The sequence below is a fragment of the Streptomyces sp. NPDC005899 genome, assembly GCF_040629645.1.
In the GTDB taxonomy this organism is placed as follows: Bacteria; Actinomycetota; Actinomycetes; order Streptomycetales; family Streptomycetaceae; genus Streptomyces.
This window is the reverse complement of the sequence record NZ_JBEXWB010000119.1, coordinates 1-16,712: the sequence shown is the minus strand read 5'-3', so window position 1 is coordinate 16,712 and position 16,712 is coordinate 1. Positions and strand designations below refer to the sequence as shown.

Here is a 16,712-nt window from a genome sequence, read left to right as displayed (position 1 = left end):
CGACCCACGCAGGACTCATGGAAGCGTTTCCGCCGCGGCCGGGCCAAGGCGCACGGCCGGGCGCACGAAGAGCCCCCGTTCCGCGCTTCCCGATAGCCTTCTCGCCAACGCGCTCCTCTGCTGCCGATGCAGGCGGTGTTGACGAGCTGGGTCAGCCGCTTCCTGGCCACCTGCGCAAACACCGGTGGTCCCCAGCCGCTCGGCCATTACGCGATCCGTCGCCGCGAGGACGGTCTGACGACCGGCGGCCTGGGCTTCCACGGACCGGTAGATGCGGACGGCAGTGTCTCCGGCTACGGCCTCATTCCGTCAGCGCGAGGCAAGGGCTACGCCTCCGAAGCCCTCCATGAACTGTTGCTGCTCGCGCGGGCGAGCGGCGCCACCCGCGTGAAAGGCGACGCCGGCCACAACATCGCGTCCCAGTGCGTCATGGCGGCCGCCGGCATGGGCCCGGCCGTCAGGTACTTCGAAATCACCTGGACCGACAGGTCGGCGCATACCGACCCGCACGCTTTGGCCGTGTTTTAGAAGTTACTGGTGTGCTGGGTGGGCCGTCCGGGGGAAAGGCGAAGGACCACGCTGGGGGGTATTCCCAGCTCCGATATTGGGGTGCGCCGGATGGCGCCCCAGCGTGGAACGGCACTACTGAACTTGAATGTGCGATGTCGGCTTGATCGTGGTCAGCTGCCTATGGTCAGGCCGGTACCCATGAGGCAGCCGTCGATGAGGTGCGGTCGGTACTGGGTCTTCTTGAGGCTGCGCTTCACGGCGGCGGCGAGCTGGTCGAGGTTCGCGGCGGCGAGGTTGCCGATGGTCCGTTTCACCAGGGACCAGATGCCTTCCTGCGGGTTGAGGTCGGGTGCGTAGGACGGGAAGTGGAAGACGGTCAGCCAGTCCTCATTCGCTGCGATGAAGTCCTTGAAGTTCCCCATGACCTTGGACACTCGTTTCTTGCGCTCTCAGGGAGTGACCCTGCTGGTGTCGGTGCCGGATCTCGAGCGGGGTGAGGTAGCCCCACAGGGGGTGTTTGCGTAGTCGTCGGCGGTTGTAGAAGGTCTCGATGTAGGTGAAGATCGCTGCTCGGGCGGTGGCCCGGTCTGGCCAGACACGGATGCCGATCTCTTCCTTGAGGACGGCGAAGAAGCTCTCAGCTGCGGCATTGTCGTAGCAAGATCCGGTCCGGCCCATGCTCTGCCGCAGGCCCAAGGCCATTGTGTGGCAGCGGAGTTCTTCCGAGGTGTATTCGCTGCCGCGGTCCGAGTGGGCGACGCAGCCGATCTGGAGGTCGCCCCGGCCCGCGGCCATGGTGAGCGCGACGACGACCAGTGAGGCCCGGTGATGGTCGGCCATTGCGTAGCCGACGACCTTTTGAGTGGCCAGGTCCAGCCAGGTCGCCAGGTAGAGCCAGCCTTGCTCGGTGGGGATGAAGGTGATGTCGCCGACCAGCTTCACTCCGGGCACCGGCGCGGTGAAGTCGCGGCCGATCAGGTCCGGGGCCGGCACCGCCCGTTTCGCGGGCCTGGTGAGGGTTCGGCGCCTGCGCCGCGTGACACCGGCGATGCCGCGCTCCACCCGCTTGCGGTTGATCTGGCGTCCGAGGCGGGCCAGCTCGGCGTGGATGCGCGGGACGCCGTAGGTGTGCTTCGAGGCAACGTGCAGCACGGTGATCTCGTGGGCCAGCGCGTCGTCGGCCTCCTGGCGGCGTCGGCGGGCGGCCTCGCCCTCGGCCCAGGCATAGAAGGAGGACCGGGCCACCTTCAGCAGCCGGCACAGGAAAGCGACACCGAAGGTGGTCTTCTCCGCCTCGACGAACCGGTAGACATCGGTCATCGATCACTCTCCTTCGCGAAGAAGACCGCCGCTTTTCGCAGCACCTCGATGGTCCTGGCCTGCTCGGCGTTCTGCTTGCGCAACCGCTTGAGCTCGTCACGCTCGGCCGAGGTCAGCTCGCCGGGCCGGCCCTGGCCCCGGTCGGCCTTCGCCTGCTTCACCCAGCCCCGCAAACCCTCAGCACTCACGCCGAGGTCACGGGCAACCTCGGTGACCGTCTTGTCAGAGGCCAGCGCCAACTCGACGGCATCACGCTTGAACTCCTCCGCGTACCGCTTGCTGCGATTGCTCAACCTGAACTACTTCCTCTGGGACCTATCCGTCCCAGTGTCCACATGTCCAGGTCAACGGGGAAGCTTCAGCGAGGGCATCGCCGCGAACTGGTTCGACAACTGGTCGGCTTTCGGCGGCCCGTACACCGAGGGGCCGAACTCCCGGACCGTGTCGATCAGGCCGGTGGCGCCCAGCATCCGCGGCGGGGCCAGCGGGAACAACAGGTGCAGCACCAGCGCGGCGCCGGTCAGCGCGGCCAGGATCCGGCGGGCCCAGAGGTAGTGCGCGGGCCGGCGCAGATAGAGCCAGGCCAGGAAGGCGGCGGTGGCCGGGAAGTGGGCGGTGGCGTAGTAGGTGTTCGCCGCGTGTATCGGCGTGTCGCCGTGGAGGAGCAGGGACCGCACCGTGCTCTCGTCGGGCAGCCGCAGGGAGCGCTCCCAGTCCCACACGTGGTGGGCGTTGCGGAGGGCCTCGCCGGTGTGACCCGTCGCGAGCTGCCGATCGAACTCGTACACGAGGAAGAGCCCGGCCACGAGCAGCAGCTCACGGACGAGCGGTGGGCGCGCGGGCGCGTCGGGCCTCACTTCTTCAGGCTCACTGCGGGCATTCATCCCACGCCCTCCCCTGACGCCGGTGCCAGTGACGCACTGAGGACGGGGCGTATGACGGTTTGATCGAAACAGCCTCGCTCCGCGAATCATCAGGCACCTTACAATTTCAGGTAAGATTAGAAGGTACCTTATGAAGAAAGCAGGTTCTCCCCCATGTCCGAATCCCCCGCCCGCACCGAACCGCGCCTCGCGTCCCCGCCTCACGTGGTGGGCGCCGCGCCCGGTCAGCAAGGCGCCGCCGGATTGGCGGGTGTCCTGCTCCCGGTCGCGATCGTGCTGGTCATCGGCGCCATATTCGTCAGCGTCTTCCTGGCTGCGTTCCACGACCCCAAGCCTCATGACCTGCCGGTCGCGGTCGTCGGCACCGGCGCACAGGTCGAACGGGTCGCCGACGGCCTGGAGCGCGGACTGTCCGGCGGGTTCGAGGTGAAGGGCTACGCCGACGAGGACTCCGCCCGCCAGGCCGTACAGAAGCGCGCGGTCTACGCCGCCTACGTGATCGGCGACGGCGCCTCTTCCGAACTGCTGTACGCCGGGGCCAACGGCCCGACCGTGACCTCCACCGTCACCGGCGCCTTCTCCCAAGTGGCCCAGGCAAGCGGTGACCGGCTCACCCAGCAGGACATCGTCCCCGCCTCGGCCGGCGACAGCCGGAGCATGTCCGTCTTCTACGCCGCTTTCGGCATCGTCCTGGCGGGCTTCCTGTTCGGCATGATGACCTACCAGATGGCGCCGCGTCTCCCGTACCGCTGGCGGATGGCGAGCCTGGGTGCGTTCAGCGTGCTCGGCGGTGTGGTCGTGGCTCTGATCGTCGGCAGCCTCGGGTTCGCGGCGATGCCCGGCCCCTTCCTGGGGGTCGTGGGAATCGTCGCCCTGATGGCAGCGGCCGTCGGCGGCACGACCATGGCCTTCATGCGGCTGTTCGGCAAGGCCGGCATGTCGCTGGCCTCCGTCGTCCTGCTGACCTTCGGAAACGCGACCAGCGGCGGCACATTGCCCTCCGCCTACCTCCCCGGTTGGCTGCAGCCGCTGTCGGAGATCCTTCCGGTGGGAGTCGGTGTGCGCGCTCTGCAGGGTCTGTCGCATTTCGACAACGACGGCCTGGTCGTCGGTGTCCTGATCCTCGCGGCATGGGCCCTGGTCACCGCGGCGGGGCTGTACTGGCGCGACTCGCACAGCCCCCGCCGCAGCGCCGCCGCCTGACGCGGTGGACCGGACGGCTCCCACCGGCCGCGACGTACCCGTTCCTAGACTGGAGGTGTGACGGACACCGTGTTTCCCACCATCGGATACCTTGCCTGGCAGCTCTCGCGGAACCTCGCCGGAAGGCTGGAGCGGGAACTGCGGGCGCTGGACCTGACGCTGGCGCAGTACAACGCCCTGCTGCACACCGTGCGCACTCCGGGACTCTCCTCGGCGGACATCGCACGCCGCTCCGGCATCACGGCGCAGTCGATGGGGGCCGCGGTGAACCAGCTCATCGGGCGAGGACTGCTGCGCCGGGAGCCGCATCCGACGAGCCGCCGCAACATGTGTCTGTTCGCCACCGAGAAGGGGCACGCCGCAGCCACCCACGCCGACGCGGTCGCCGGCCGCATCACAGCCGAGGCGACCTCGCACTTCTCTCCAGCGGACAACACGACCCTGCGCCGCCTGCTGTACCGCCTGGTCGAGGAACTGAACCCGGACTCCCTCGCTACCGGCGCCCGGGCGGAGGCCCTGCCCGGGCGCGAGCGGCCGTGAGCGGCACGTTTCGCGCATGCCAGGTCACGGGCCGGTGATCAGGTTGAGCGTGCCGAGCTGATCTTCGCGGCCGGACCGGGCCCGGCTGTCAGGCACCCCCTTAAGCTGTGCTGCCGCGGGGCCTCTGCGGGCTGGTGGTCCGTCGCCCCATTCCTGCCCGCGTCGGAGCCGCGTCACCCTCCCTTGGGTGCGCCAAGGCCCTGATCTCCCCGAGCGGTCAGGGCCTTCGTGCTGCCGTTCGGGTCAGGGGGCAGGGCGCCACATGGTCGTGACGACGTGGCCGGTGGCCATGGTGATCTTGTCGCGGGAGGCGAAGCCGACGCTTTCGTAGCGGGCGATGTTCGCGGGATTGGATGATTCCAGGTAGGCGGGGGCGTCGATGCGGACAAGGCTCTCGGCCAGCAGCCCCATGCCGAGCCCTTTGCCTCGGTGGTCGTCGTGGACGCCGAGCAGGGTGAGGTAGAAGCACGGCTCCCCGAGATGCGCTGACTCCAGCTGGTCGTAGATCGCCAGGATCTCCTTAGCCACGTCCGGGCCTGCGGACTGCGTCAGCAGATCTTCCAGGCCGCTCTTCTCTTCCGGCGTGAGCTCGGTACCGCCCGGCGGGATCCACACGGCTGCGGCCTCCACGCCCGGCGTCACGAGTGTCCAGGGATAGCGCAGAGCGGAGGTGACATACAGGCGCCACATGGCCGCCGCCTGCACGGCGCGACGCGACGGGTCGGGGAAGGCCGGCCCCCACAGCGGGTCGTGGAAGAAGGCGGTGGTCATCGTGGCGACGAGGGCGTCAACGTCCGCAAGGGTGGCGGCCCGGGCGGGGCGGTAAGTGCTGGTCATCGCCGTACCGTAGCCACATGGACCGGCCGGGCGCTCGACGGATTCCGTCGACTTCGGCTGCTGGTTACTTCAGTTCGATCTCCACGAATGCCAGCGGGACGGTGGCGGCGTTGACGACTTCGTGTTCGCCTCCGGCCGGGCGTGCGTAGGACTCGCCTGCCCGCAATTGCGAGGAGGTGACCGTGCCGTCGGGGGTGATCACGTTCGTATGCCCGTCGGTGACGGGCACGACGACGTAGTCGTTGACGTCCGGTGCTCTGTCCCGGCTCGAAGTCCCAGCGGGTGACCCGTACCCGCTCGTCTTCGTGCTGCAAGGTGGCGCGGGCGGTGGTCGCCATGGCCTGTCTCCTCATCGTCGGTTCCCGCACCCGTGCTGCCGACAGACGGGGACATCCCAGGTGGCAGGCTAGTCACCGTTCTCCACGGCCGGACACCCCCGGCCAGGAAACGCTGAGAGGGCGGTTCGTGACTCTTTGAGTGGTTCCGTGGTCGCCTGATGGTGTGAGCGAGGAGGGAATCTGCTGGTTCGTTGGCCGTGGTCTGTTGGGGTGGCGGGGTGAGTGAACGCAAGCCGTACCCGAGCGACTTATCGGACGAGCAGTGGTCGTTGATCGAGCCAGTGATCACCGCGTGGAAGGGCCGCCACCGCTCGGTCAGCGGCCACCAGGGCGCCTACGACATGCGGGAGATCGTGAACGCGATCCTCTACCAGGGTCGGACCGGCTGCCAGTGGGCCTACCTCCCGCACGACCTTCCGCAGAAGAGCGCGACGTACTACTACTTCGCGGCCTGGCGGGACGACGGGACCGACCAGGTCGTCCACGAACTCCTGCGCTGCCAGGTGAGGGAGCGGGCCCGTCGATTAGAGGACCCGACCCTGGTGGTGCTGGACACCCAGAGTGTTCATGCGGCCGCCGGGGTCCCCGCCACCACGACCGGCCTCGATCCGGCCAAGCGGGTGCCCGGCCGCAAGCGCGGACTGGCCGTGGACGTCCTCGGTCTGGTCATCGCGGTGGTTGTCCTCGCCGCGGACACGCACGACAACACCGCGGGCATCGCCCTGCTGGACCAGGTCGCCGAGCACGCCGGCGAAACCGTCGGGAAGGCCCTGGTCGACCAGGGTTTCAAGAAGCAGGTCGTCGTGCACGGCGCCGGCCTGGGCATCGACGTCGAGATCGTCGAACGCAACCCGCAGGACAAGGGCTTCGTGCCCCAGCCGAAGCGGTGGAGGGTCGAGCAGACCTACGGGATCCTGATACTGCACCGGCGTATGGTCCGCGACTACGAGCACCATCCCTCCTCGTCCGCCTCCCGCGTCTACTGGGCGATGTCCCACGTCATGATCCGCCGCCTCGCCGGCGCGAACACTCCCACCTGGCGCGATGCGCGAGCGGTGAGTGCGTGAGCATCCAGCCCCTGCTCGAAGCACTCGACGTCCAGGAGGACGCCGCCCGATCCCTGGCCGACGACCTCCGCACACAGATCGCCGGACTGCAGAACCGGCTGGGGGAGGTCGAGACTCATCTCGAGCACCTCGCGATCACCCGGAAGACCGTCACCGCTCTCGCGGACCGGCTCCCTGCCCAGACCTCCGCGGCCGACCGGCCCGAGCACCCGGACTACCCCCGCATCCTCGCCGTCTTCAACGAGGCCACCCGCCCCCTGCGGGCCCGTGAAGTCTGCGAAGCCCTCGGCCACGAACAGCTGCCGAAGAACATCGAAGGCACCCGCGCCAAGCTGAAGCGCCTCGTCAAGCTCGACGTCCTTACCGAGGCCGACGCCGGCAGCTTCACCAGGAAGCAGTAGCCACCCAGAAGTCCCACGATCAGCAGCCCCACACCGACCTCACTGAGAAACGGACATCACATCATGAACCGCCCTCTAACGGCAGCTACGGCAATGTCTTGGGCGTAGTGCGCGACGGCCGCGTCTTTCCCGACGAGGAGTCCAGACAGGCTTTGGCCCGGGAGCTGGGCCTCAGCGAGACGGTGTTCATCGACGACGCCCGTCGGGGCGTCGTGGACATCTATACGCCGGGGGTGCGGCTTCCGTTTGCCGGGTACCCGCTCGTCGGCGTGGCCTGGCTCCTCGGTCTGGAGAGGTTTGAGCTTCCTGTGGGGAGCATCTCTGTCCGCCGTGCTGACGGCTTCACGTGGATCAGTGCGCGAGCAGAGTGGGTGCCACCGCGCACGTTGCGGCAGTACGGCAGCACGCAGGAGGTCGACGCGCTGACGGTGCCGGAACCGGGAGAGTGGGTGTATGCCTGGGCCTGGCAGGACGAGACCGCCGGCCGGGTCCGGGCACGGGGATTCCCGGGCCGTGGCGACGGCATCGACGAGGACGAAGCCACCGGAGCGGCAGCGCTCCTGCTCGCCGACCGGTTGGGGCGGGCTGTTGCGGTCACCCAGGGCGGCGGGTCGCAGATCATGGCGGCTCCCGGCTCTGCCGGAACAACTCATATCGGCGGACGAGTCTGCGCCGTGGAGAATCCCGCGTGCTGAGCTGCAGGTCATGGCAACCGGGTGCCTGATCGCGCCCGGTTGGTAGCGTCACCGGCATGAATCCAGACCGCGTGCTCGAAGCGTTTCGTCGGGAATCCGGAGCGCTCACTGTTGCCGTGACAGGACTGTCAGAGGCTGAATGGAGCCTCCCGACACGCTGCACCCCCTGGACCGTACGCGACCTGCTCGGGCACGTGTGCGTCGTCATCGACTGGCTTCCGAGCATGCTGGACGCACTGGCCCCGGGTGAGGCCAGGATCTCCGCAGCGCAGTACTATCGCCCGGACGACCGCTTCTCACCCCAGACCAACAATGCCCGGATCGCTCTGGCTCAAAACCGGGCAGCGGAGCCGGCCGACGGTGCCACCTTCGCCGAGGACTTCACCGCGACCTGGCGGCGAGTCGACCAGTTGTGCCGGGCCCAGCCGGCCAGCCGTACCGTCTGGACGCGTCATGGCGACGCCATGCTCTTGTCGGACTTCCTGCTCACCCGAGTCGTCGAAGTCGCGGTCCACGGCCTCGACCTGGCTGATGCACTCGGACACGAACCCTGGCTCACCTCGTCAGCCGGTGACGCCGTGCTGGAACTGCTTCTCGGCGCAGAGCAGACAGCGGCCGCCGAAAAATTGGGCTGGAGCAAGCCGCGTTTCCTGCGTAAAGCCACGGGCCGCGAGCTCTTGGACGCATCAGAGACCGCGCAGGTCGAACAGCTCGGCATCCGATGGCTCGCCCTGGGCTGACACCTGCGCTCCACGGCAACAAGATCGTCATTGGTAAGGAGCCCGGAATGAGTGCTGCCGATTGTGAGAGTCCCACCGTCGCGTGTTCACGAGCTTGAGTCTCCAGCAGGGGGAGACCGGAGGGTGGGGACATGAAAGGCCGCACCCTCTACTCGATCGGCGAGCTGGCCCGGCGGACTGGTACCACGGTCAAGACCATCCGGTTCTACTCCGACTGCGGACTCATACCGCCCGCTGACCGCAGCCCGGCCGGCTACCGCCTCTACGACAGCGACGCCGTCGCCCGCCTGGATTTGGTGCGGACCCTGCGCGACCTGGGACTGGACCTTGCGGCCATCCGGAAGGTCATGGACCGGGAACTCGCGCTGTCGGAGGTTGCCGCGGTACATGCCGACGCGTTGGACGTGCAAATCCGGATCCTGCGGTTGCGGCGTGCAGTGCTGACCGCCGTGGCAAAGCGCGGGGCTACCCCTGAGGAGACACATCTGATGCACAAACTGGCCAAGCTCTCCGAAGTCGAACGCCGACAGTTGGTTGGTGACTTCCTCGACGCCGCCTTCGGCGGTGTGGGCACCAGCTCCATGTTTACGGGAGCCATGCGCTCGATGACTCCGGAACTGCCGGACAACCCCGATACGGAGCAGGTCCAGGCGTGGGTGGAACTGGCCGAGCTGTCACAGGATCCAGACTTTCGCGCCCTCCTACGACACCTGGCCCGGGAACATACGGCCGGATTCATCCAGGATGGTCCACCCTCGCTGCACAACGACTTGGCTGCCATCGTCCGCGACCAGATCACGCCGGCCCTGGCAGCGGGTGTCGAACCAGCCTCGCTCCAGGCCGATCCGACCGTCGCAGTCCTCATGAACCGCTGCGCACATCTCCTCGGCCACGGTGACGATGCCAAGTCGCCCCAGCCGCTCCTGGCCCGGCTGGAACGTATGAATGACCCTCGCCGAGAGCGGTACCTTTCGCTGCTCGCTGTGATCAACGGTTGGCCGGGTCCGGAGAGCCTGCGGCCGGTGCTCGACTGGGCCGTCGATGCTCTGCAGGCTCGGACACAGGGATGACAGGGCGGCTGCGGCGCGGGAGGGACCAGCCATCGCCAAGGGCAGTCCAAGACTCTGCTGCATATGATCGGGCGGTGAATCCTCCCGTCACACTCAAGGTTGCCGCGACGCCGACCGCTCCCGCTCTAGTCCTTCGCCCCTGGTGCACGGAAGACGTCGCCGCGCTGGTCGATGTGTACCGGGACACCGAGCTGCGGCGTTGGACGAACTCGCCTATGGAGAGTGAGGGGGACGGACTGAAATGGGTGTGGGACCAAGAGCAGGGGTGGGCAGCAGGCGACCGGCTTGCCTTCGCAGTCCTTGAGGCGGCCGTTGACGCGGCGCCGCCGCGGTTGGTGGGCAACGTGGTACTCAAGCACATCGCACCCGGCGAGCCTTCCGCAGAGGTCGGCTACTGGACGGCGGCACAGGCTCGCGGTCGAGGCGTGGCCTCACGAGCGCTGGAGACTCTTACCGCCTGGTCCTTCGATGCCTTCCGAGCAGACGGTCTGAGGCGCCTCGAACTCCTCCACCAAGTCGACAACCTGGCATCCTGCCGCGTCGCCGAGAAGAACTGCTACCAGTTCGACAGGCTCCTGCCATCGGCTCCCCCTTCCTACCCTCTCGATGGTCATCTGCACATACGGCGCGAAACTGCTTGACCCCGGGCGCCGGCACCTGCCCACGCCCATATCCCTGTCTGACGAGGGCGTGTATCGAAAGTGGATCTTGGTGACCCGCTTGCCTTACGTCCGAGTAATCGTCTCGGCGCGCCTGCGCCGGCAGGACAGGATCATGATTTTTCCGCGTCGAAGGACGCGGGCCAGGACAGAGAGGCCAGTCATGTCCATAGACACACCCACGAACACGCGTACTGTCATTGAAGAGTTGCTGCGCAGAATCGGTGAGGGCAACCCAGAGCGCATCGCCGAGCTGTACGCCGAGCAGGGTGATTGGAAGCTCGACTGGCCGGAGGCCGAGCACGGCCGTACTGCCACACCGTGGATCCGTCACCGGTCCACCCGGGCCGACGCGGCCGCCCATTATCGCGAGATTGCCGAGAACCACGTGGCAGAGCATGTGGCGACCGAGGTCGAGCGGATCCTGATCGATGGAAGCGACGCAGTCATACTGGGCGAGATTCGGCAGACTGCCCTGCCCACCGGACGTGCCTACAAGGCGCGGTTCGCTTTGCATCTCACCGTCGAAGGCGGCCTTGTCACCCGGCACCATGTCTATGAGGACAGCCTGGCTGTCGCCCAGGCATTCGAAGCGAAGGAGCAGTGAAAGACCGCCGGCCATTCGCGAAGACGCGGCGGAGAGTGCGGGCGCCTTCGACGCGGGCCTGCCCGGCTACCTGTCGGCTCAGCACTGCACGGGTAATCGCCGTTTCCCCGCTGGCTCTGATGATTTTCGCCCTGTCCGGCTGCCCCTCTGTGTGGTGCACCAACACGACGGCGGAGCGCGGTAAGGCCGGTGTGAGGGTGCACGTCGTGAACACGAGTGAGCAGCCTCTCGGTGTCACCGCCGCTGTCGTTGACTGGCGCCTTGAGCCTCATCCGCAGGCGCCCTCCGAAGGTGACCGGGTTCATTTTCGCTTCCGCTTCGACGGCGCGGACGAATATTCGGGCCCGGCAGTGGACGCCTGCGCGGTCGACAAGGAGCGTGTGGCGTTGGGGTGTCAGACGATCCACTCCTACCAGGCGTTCGGGCCGGCCGACGATCCCCTCATAGGCGACGACTGGCTCGCCGTCGAGCACCCAGAGGATGTTGCCGGGGTGCTATTGCTCCCCAATGACCAGTCCGACTACGGACCAACCTGCGAGAATGACAGCAAGGACGGTGGCGGGCCGCGTCCTCCGGAACCGGCCGGCATGGGGACCAGCTGTAAGAGGTCGTTCTCGTCCGATGTTTCTACAGAAGATGGTCTATTCTGTGGTTGTCTTGGGGGCGCGCCAGGAAGTGATGTTCTCGCTGGTGAGGCGGCGGGTCATGAGATCGGCCACGGCGATGTGGATCACGGCTTCGGAGCGAGTGGGCAGGGTTCGTAGTCGCGGGCGAGGCGGCGCTGGCGCATGAGCCAGCCGCAGCCCCGTGACCAGAGTTCAGTAGCGGTCGCCGAAGGACCAGTGCCACCAGCCCCGCCACCGCCAGCGCGGAAGCCAGCAGCCTCCGGTTGGCACTGGCCTCCTCGCTGATGTTGGCAGCATGGGTGTAGCAGGCGCCCTCACTCTCCTCCGTGTGCCCGAGTCCAGCTCGTTCTCATCGGTATCGGCCAAGGTGAGGTCGACGGCCGCACCGGCGCTGTGCGGAGCGATGTCGGGCGGTGACACATACCGGCTCGCTGCCGAATAGATCTGTCGGACGGACCATTCCGGGTGGGTAGCCCGCAGCTGGCTCGCGTGCTCCTCGAAATACTCCCGCTGAAGAGAAGGGGGCCGAGATCCCTCGACGAACAGCAACCGCAAGCCCTGGGAAAGCCCCGCCTGGGCCTTGAGCAGCCGCGCCAGCACGCCTTCCCGCAGGTAGGCGAAGGCATCTTCCGGGTCTTGCTCGCACGAATCGACCAGCAATGAACCGGCGGCGCGAACGTCCACGAGGCGTTCACCGCAATCCTCAACGGGTATGGCGGCGACTTTCGGGTGGGACATCAACACGATTTCATGACGCGATCTTCCCGCAGGGCTCACCCCGGCGAACCTATGCGGTCAGGGCACTAGCCGGCCGTCCCAGGGCTCGCCCGATAGCCCGCGGCGACTGGCCCAGCGCGCGAAGATCACGGATCTTCTCGCGCTCGGCGAGTGTCAGAAACCGCGGGTGAAGCTGCTTCTCCAGGGCTGTCAGGCCCACCGGTGGCGTGGTCACACCGGACATCGTGACGGTCCCCGCCGCGTAGCCGATACGGCGCCCGTCCGGATAGGTGCGCGAAGAACGGGTCTTCCTGACGCCTCAGTCTCAGTCCTTGGCCGTGCGCTCGTTCACGCCGACCTGCCGGGCCGCCACACGCCGTGCGACACCGGCGGCCCGAAGCCGCTCGTACTCGTCGCGCCGGGGATGCCTGCGCGGCATGCGCACCGAGGCCCGCCCGGCCTTCCGGGCCCAGCCGAAGGCTGTGTTCCGGTTCACCCCCAGCTCCCCGGCCACCACGGTCACGTTTCCCACAGCATCCAGCCGCGCAAGGAAACGCTCCCTCAATCCCGCAAGATCAGCACGCTCAACGCCCACGGTCCTCGCAACTCCCACAGATCGCGGGTGTTGCGAGGACCGTTAGAACCCAAGAACGGTGAGGGCCGCTTCATGCGTTCGGTAACTACAACTCTTCGAGTGGTGATGGCAGCTCCTTGCCCTTGCCCAGGAACGCCTGTACCTGCTCCATGCGAGCCGAGAAGCCCACCGGGGTGTGCTCTGCCAGAAGATCAAGATGATCGGCTGGCCACTCCTCCGGGACACCCTTAAGCAAGACGAGCCGCTGGTCGAAGCCGTAGCTGGCTCGATCGATTCGCTGAACCAGGGAGAGTGCATGCTCAATGCCTTGCTCGCCTCCCGCCACAGCCTGGATCAGAACTTCGCGTTTCGGCGTAGTAACGCGAGCGGTCGGCTTTACCTTCGACCCCCGCGGTAGGCTGATCGTGGGCCGTCTGGTGAATTGGAACCGCTCGGCACGCAGAAAGTCGTACAGCTGCTTTGTCAGCTTGCTCTCCCGTTCGGGGAGGGCGAGCCAGCGAAGGCCATCGGTGGTAAGCATGGCACTCGCGATATCGGAAGCCAGTTGCTCTGCCTGCTGCAAGGGGCGTCGCCCCACGATCCTGCCATCCAATTCACGGAGCTCGAATTGGTTAAGGATTTCCCGCCACGCAGTTCCCGCACGGGTTGAGCCCGCGATGTCGATGCCGGCATCGGTCAGGCGTGCAGCCATGACTCCACCGTCACTGGCGAGGGCTTCTTCGCCGGCCACACGGATGAGGACCCGAACGCCGTCACCGTCCGCAAAGTACTGGCGTCCGGTGAGGGAGACGGTCCCAGGGCGACCGCCGGGTGTCACATGCCAGCACTTGAGCACAGACGAGAGCTGGTCATCGACGTAGTCCAGTGCGTTCACGGGTAGTCCTCCAGGCCATCGAACGTCGGCTGCGTCACCGGTGGGTTTGGCGGCGGTACCCACACGTATCCCGCTCCTACCGTCATCTTGCACTCCAGAACGAAGTCACGCACTACCCGATCATATTCCTCATCCATACTCATGAGGGTGGCATTCGAGATCGGGTCCGGGTTGTGTCGAATGTCGTCCGGTGCGTATACGTCCTTATTTTTCCGGTCTACCGACCACTTATGCTTGTGTGTTCTGTTGATGAATTCTTCGCCGCCAACTCGGTCCAAGTGTGTTCCGCGAATGTCCAAGCGGCGCAGGCAGACACGGGCGGGCGGATGGATGAGCAGAAGACTGTAGTCCCACGGGAGGTCTAGGCCGATCCTTATTCGTAGGTCAAGGCGGACACCGAGATCCGTCCGAATGGGCGCAGTCGCCTCCATGTGGATTGGTGCGCTCTCTTTGCGTGGGAAGTTCTTCTGTCGCCACTCGAAGGGCGCGTTCAGTGCCCCTCCCACCGTGCCGCTCAGAATCTTTTCGGCCAGAGCGTCAGTCATCTCTGCTTCCGGCACGTGCCCCCCTTCCACAGCGTGAGCGCTGAAGGTATCGCACCGTGACCCCTCGTGTGCAGAGGGGCCCCGTGATAGTTGATCTGATAGCCCCCGAGACCTGTCCCTCCAGGCGCCCCTGCCGAGGTGCTCAAAAGCGACGCCGATTCGGGTAACGCTCCGGATGCCTTTCGAAGACCATGTCGTCCACGGCTTGAACAGGATCGTCATCGCCGAAGTCGAACCACTCGCCCTGCAGTCGCCGTTCCGAAAAACGATCATGAAGGTGTCGCTCAAGACCCACGCCACCCCTATGCGTACCCAAGACCTCCAATGCCAGCGGACTCGCGACCTGCAGAGCCGACACCCGTTGCTTCAAGCTCGCCGACGTACCTATCTTCACCACGCTACTGTCACGCTCCCCGACGACGTAGACCAGCGAATCCCCATCCTCATCCGGTGGCGGAGGGCTCTCCGACGCGTGGGCAGGAGCATGAAAGACCTCAATGAACAGTTTGAACGCACCACCATGCGACACCTGCCGACGAACCAAATAGCCGGCCGCCTCCAGATCACCCAGGGTGCGCCGCATCAGAGTGGCCCCCTCGCCTTTGGAGCCGACGAACAACCGTTGACGGTCAACCAATGCCTTCACCAGCCGCTCCATGCTCTGAACAGGCCAATCTTCACCGGCATGACTCAGGAGGAAGCCGAGCAGTCCTCTCGCACGCAGAGACAACCGCTCGTCCTTCATAACCGCCAGGACGGCCTGAGCGGACTCCTCCGCGTTCGGCGGCCGGTGAACTATCAGCATGCCCAGAACCCTTCACGAAGACAGTGCCGCCAGTATCTGCTCGGCGGGGGACTGCAAAAAGAACGACCCCCCCCCGCAGGTGCAGCGGCCGGTGGCAAGAAGCTTGTATGCAGCAGGCGTACAGGCGCATGTGCGCCCTCGTGCATCGCGGGCCTCCGCTTCCGCAGTGGAGAACCCAGGCCTTGAGGAGAGTGCTGTGGCAAGGATCATGGAGGGGAAACACCGGTCGCCGGTCGGGGACGACGGGCACCCAGCCGAATCGGCCCGTACCGCCGCCCCCTCCTCTCCCTTTGCTTCCGCCCCTCCGCCTGCCTGGCCATCGACGGAAAGATGGTCGCCTTCGCCGAGGAGGAGCGCTTCTCCCGCCGCAAGCACTTACGCTTCCAGCTCGCGAAGCCGTGGCCCGGCGTCCGGCAGAGAGTCAGGGCACGAGGCTGTCGAGGTCGATGTCGAGGGCAATGGGGACGGAGACCTTCAACCGGTTGCGGTGGATGCCGGTGGCCACGTAGGTGCTGGTCATGGTGTCGAGTTCGTAGGTGTGGACGGTGGGGGCGCCGGCCTCGTCCTCGACGCGCCAGAAGTGGGGGATCCTGGCCTGTGCGTACTTGAAGGGTTTCAGGGACCGGTCGCGGTCCGCCGACTCCTCCGAGACGACCTCGATGACCAGGGTGACGTCCTCGGGCGCGTACCAGGTCCGGTCGGGGTCGTAGGAGGCGGTGGTGAGCAGGATGTCGGGCTCGGGGCGGCTCTTCTTGTCGAGCCGGACGGTCATCTCACGCTCGGCGTCGAACCCGTCGGGGGCGGCCTGGCGCAGGGCGAAGGTCAGGTTCTCCACCAGCCGGGCGTGCCAGGACCGCTGCGGCGACATCATGAAGATCAGGGCTCCGTCGATGAGTTCGGTGTGCCGCGGTGCCTGGGCGAGGCGGTCGAGGTCATCGGCTTCCCAGCCGCTGATTCTGGGCGGGATCATCCAGTCGGGGAGTTCGGCGGTCACGGCTTCCTCCAGGCGCCTCGAAGAGGTCAGGGGCCTTCATCCCGGATCGCGGACGCGGGCCCAACGCTGGTGTCAGCGTAGTCGAGCGACCGGACCTCTCACTCGGCCCGTGTGGGCCCGACGCGCCGGACGCCGGTGTTCATCTCGGTGTGGATCCGGACGACGTGGCCCATGGACGAGCTGTTTCTGCGGCGTGGTGCACGTCGGCTTGAGCGCCGGGTCGAGGTCGGCCGGCACCAGGCTCGCGATGTCTCCGAGGTCGCAATAGAAGCCCCCCCTCCTTTCCTCACAGGTCAGGGGGGCCCGCAAGCGGTGCCATGGCGGGTTCCGCCGAGCCGTGCGGAGTGTCAACTGGTGCTGGACGCGGCCTGCCACGTGCGGGCGGCCCGCGCACTCGACCGGCTCGCTCGGGACCTGGTCGACAGCTCGGAGTTCACCCGGATCGCCCTGGACGCGGACGTCTGGCACTGCAGCCGGCCGACCTCACCGGCGATGCCTGGGACACGGTGGACGAGCGGCTGCGTTTCCTCGTGGCGAAGGTCCGGCACAGGCCGGACATGAACCTCAGCTGACCCGCTCCACCCTCTGCACGGAAGGGGGCGCCCCGGCCGGGGGGGGCCGCCGCCCCCACCCCCACAAAGACGGCCGCCCCCACCACAAACCGGCGGGTTTGCGTGCACCCCGC

The 16,712-nt window shown here is 66.8% G+C and carries 21 protein-coding genes and 4 pseudogenes; 11 read left to right on the top strand and 14 right to left on the bottom strand.

All coding sequences use genetic code 11. The features are described 5' to 3' along the window. Positions 1-126 precede the first annotated feature (126 nt). The gene (locus tag ABZ371_RS15960; protein WP_358679175.1) at positions 127-528 is read left to right on the top strand and encodes a GNAT family N-acetyltransferase; all 402 of its coding nucleotides are present in this window, start codon (positions 127-129) and stop codon (positions 526-528) included. A gap of 152 nt (positions 529-680) precedes the next feature. Here ABZ371_RS15960 and ABZ371_RS15955 read toward each other — a convergent pair whose 3' ends face one another. From ABZ371_RS15955 to ABZ371_RS15940, 4 genes and pseudogenes are all read right to left on the bottom strand, one after another. Further along, complete coding sequence (locus tag ABZ371_RS15955; protein WP_358679172.1) at positions 681-932, bottom strand: transposase; 252 nt, start codon at positions 930-932, stop codon at positions 681-683. Then, positions 898-1,830 carry an IS3 family transposase gene (locus ABZ371_RS15950; protein ID WP_358679169.1) on the bottom strand — a complete coding sequence of 311 codons (933 nt, stop codon included), beginning with the start codon at positions 1,828-1,830 and terminating at the stop codon, positions 898-900. The genes ABZ371_RS15955 and ABZ371_RS15950 overlap by 35 nt, the downstream gene beginning before the upstream one ends. Next, complete coding sequence (locus tag ABZ371_RS15945) at positions 1,827-2,123, bottom strand: transposase (protein WP_358679166.1); 297 nt, start codon at positions 2,121-2,123, stop codon at positions 1,827-1,829. Before ABZ371_RS15945 ends, ABZ371_RS15950 begins: the two co-directional genes overlap by 4 nt. Positions 2,124-2,189: 66 nt before the next feature. Continuing rightward, a pseudogene (locus ABZ371_RS15940) lies at positions 2,190-2,714 on the bottom strand (phosphatase PAP2 family protein); the annotation flags it as partial. A gap of 153 nt (positions 2,715-2,867) precedes the next feature. Here ABZ371_RS15940 and ABZ371_RS15935 point away from each other — a divergent pair. Together ABZ371_RS15935 and ABZ371_RS15930 are read left to right on the top strand one after the other, a co-directional pair. Further along, on the top strand, positions 2,868-3,917 hold the full coding sequence (locus ABZ371_RS15935; RefSeq protein ID WP_358679163.1) for an ABC transporter permease: 1,050 nt from the start codon (positions 2,868-2,870) through the stop codon (positions 3,915-3,917). 57 nt (positions 3,918-3,974) lie between these two features. Then, entirely contained in the window at positions 3,975-4,457 is a 483-nt protein-coding gene (locus ABZ371_RS15930) for a MarR family transcriptional regulator (RefSeq protein WP_358679160.1), read from the top strand. Positions 4,458-4,700: 243 nt separating this feature from the next. Here ABZ371_RS15930 and ABZ371_RS15925 read toward each other — a convergent pair whose 3' ends face one another. Further along, a complete protein-coding gene (locus tag ABZ371_RS15925) occupies positions 4,701-5,294 on the bottom strand; it encodes a GNAT family N-acetyltransferase (RefSeq protein WP_358679157.1) in 594 nt (197 codons plus the stop codon). Between the two features lie 64 nt (positions 5,295-5,358). After that, the gene (locus ABZ371_RS15920; protein ID WP_358679154.1) at positions 5,359-5,523 is read right to left on the bottom strand and encodes a hypothetical protein; all 165 of its coding nucleotides are present in this window, start codon (positions 5,521-5,523) and stop codon (positions 5,359-5,361) included. Positions 5,524-5,850: 327 nt separating this feature from the next. Between ABZ371_RS15920 and ABZ371_RS15915 the strand changes: the two genes are divergently transcribed. The 8 genes and pseudogenes from ABZ371_RS15915 to ABZ371_RS15880 form a co-directional block, all read left to right on the top strand. Beyond that, on the top strand, positions 5,851-6,699 hold the full coding sequence (locus ABZ371_RS15915; protein ID WP_358679151.1) for an IS5 family transposase: 849 nt from the start codon (positions 5,851-5,853) through the stop codon (positions 6,697-6,699). Continuing rightward, complete coding sequence (locus ABZ371_RS15910; protein ID WP_358679148.1) at positions 6,696-7,100, top strand: hypothetical protein; 405 nt, start codon at positions 6,696-6,698, stop codon at positions 7,098-7,100. The genes ABZ371_RS15915 and ABZ371_RS15910 overlap by 4 nt, the downstream gene beginning before the upstream one ends. 98 nt (positions 7,101-7,198) lie before the next feature. After that, positions 7,199-7,795 carry a PhzF family phenazine biosynthesis protein gene (locus ABZ371_RS15905; protein ID WP_358679145.1) on the top strand — a complete coding sequence of 199 codons (597 nt, stop codon included), beginning with the start codon at positions 7,199-7,201 and terminating at the stop codon, positions 7,793-7,795. Positions 7,796-7,851: 56 nt separating this feature from the next. Then, the gene (locus tag ABZ371_RS15900; RefSeq protein WP_358679141.1) at positions 7,852-8,535 is read left to right on the top strand and encodes a maleylpyruvate isomerase family mycothiol-dependent enzyme; all 684 of its coding nucleotides are present in this window, start codon (positions 7,852-7,854) and stop codon (positions 8,533-8,535) included. A 131-nt stretch (positions 8,536-8,666) separates the two neighbouring features. Next, positions 8,667-9,605, top strand: coding sequence for a MerR family transcriptional regulator (locus tag ABZ371_RS15895; RefSeq protein ID WP_358679138.1), 939 nt, complete (start codon positions 8,667-8,669; stop codon positions 9,603-9,605). A 74-nt stretch (positions 9,606-9,679) separates the two neighbouring features. Beyond that, entirely contained in the window at positions 9,680-10,246 is a 567-nt protein-coding gene (locus ABZ371_RS15890) for a GNAT family N-acetyltransferase (RefSeq protein ID WP_358679135.1), read from the top strand. 181 nt (positions 10,247-10,427) lie between these two features. Continuing rightward, positions 10,428-10,871: a nuclear transport factor 2 family protein gene (locus ABZ371_RS15885; protein WP_358679132.1), complete on the top strand. Its 444-nt coding sequence runs from the start codon at positions 10,428-10,430 to the stop codon at positions 10,869-10,871. A gap of 119 nt (positions 10,872-10,990) precedes the next feature. Then, positions 10,991-11,464 (top strand): annotated as a pseudogene (locus tag ABZ371_RS15880) (hypothetical protein); the annotation flags it as partial. A gap of 48 nt (positions 11,465-11,512) precedes the next feature. Here ABZ371_RS15880 and ABZ371_RS15875 read toward each other — a convergent pair. From ABZ371_RS15875 to ABZ371_RS15840, 8 genes and pseudogenes are all read right to left on the bottom strand, one after another. Beyond that, positions 11,513-11,670: pseudogene (locus ABZ371_RS15875) on the bottom strand (IS5/IS1182 family transposase); the annotation flags it as partial. Between the two features lie 19 nt (positions 11,671-11,689). After that, positions 11,690-12,235, bottom strand: a pseudogene (locus tag ABZ371_RS15870) (M15 family metallopeptidase). A 49-nt stretch (positions 12,236-12,284) separates the two neighbouring features. Then, complete coding sequence (locus tag ABZ371_RS15865; RefSeq protein ID WP_358679129.1) at positions 12,285-12,458, bottom strand: helix-turn-helix domain-containing protein; 174 nt, start codon at positions 12,456-12,458, stop codon at positions 12,285-12,287. Between the two features lie 81 nt (positions 12,459-12,539). Next, entirely contained in the window at positions 12,540-12,710 is a 171-nt protein-coding gene (locus ABZ371_RS15860; protein WP_358679127.1) for a hypothetical protein, read from the bottom strand. Positions 12,711-12,894: 184 nt separating this feature from the next. Next, positions 12,895-13,683 carry a hypothetical protein gene (locus ABZ371_RS15855; protein ID WP_358679124.1) on the bottom strand — a complete coding sequence of 263 codons (789 nt, stop codon included), beginning with the start codon at positions 13,681-13,683 and terminating at the stop codon, positions 12,895-12,897. Continuing rightward, complete coding sequence (locus ABZ371_RS15850) at positions 13,680-14,243, bottom strand: hypothetical protein (protein ID WP_358679121.1); 564 nt, start codon at positions 14,241-14,243, stop codon at positions 13,680-13,682. The genes ABZ371_RS15855 and ABZ371_RS15850 overlap by 4 nt, the downstream gene beginning before the upstream one ends. A 127-nt stretch (positions 14,244-14,370) precedes the next feature. After that, on the bottom strand, positions 14,371-15,033 hold the full coding sequence (locus ABZ371_RS15845; protein ID WP_358679118.1) for a GIY-YIG nuclease family protein: 663 nt from the start codon (positions 15,031-15,033) through the stop codon (positions 14,371-14,373). Positions 15,034-15,454: 421 nt separating this feature from the next. Next, positions 15,455-16,027 carry a Uma2 family endonuclease gene (locus ABZ371_RS15840; protein WP_358679115.1) on the bottom strand — a complete coding sequence of 191 codons (573 nt, stop codon included), beginning with the start codon at positions 16,025-16,027 and terminating at the stop codon, positions 15,455-15,457. Positions 16,028-16,712 lie beyond the last annotated feature (685 nt).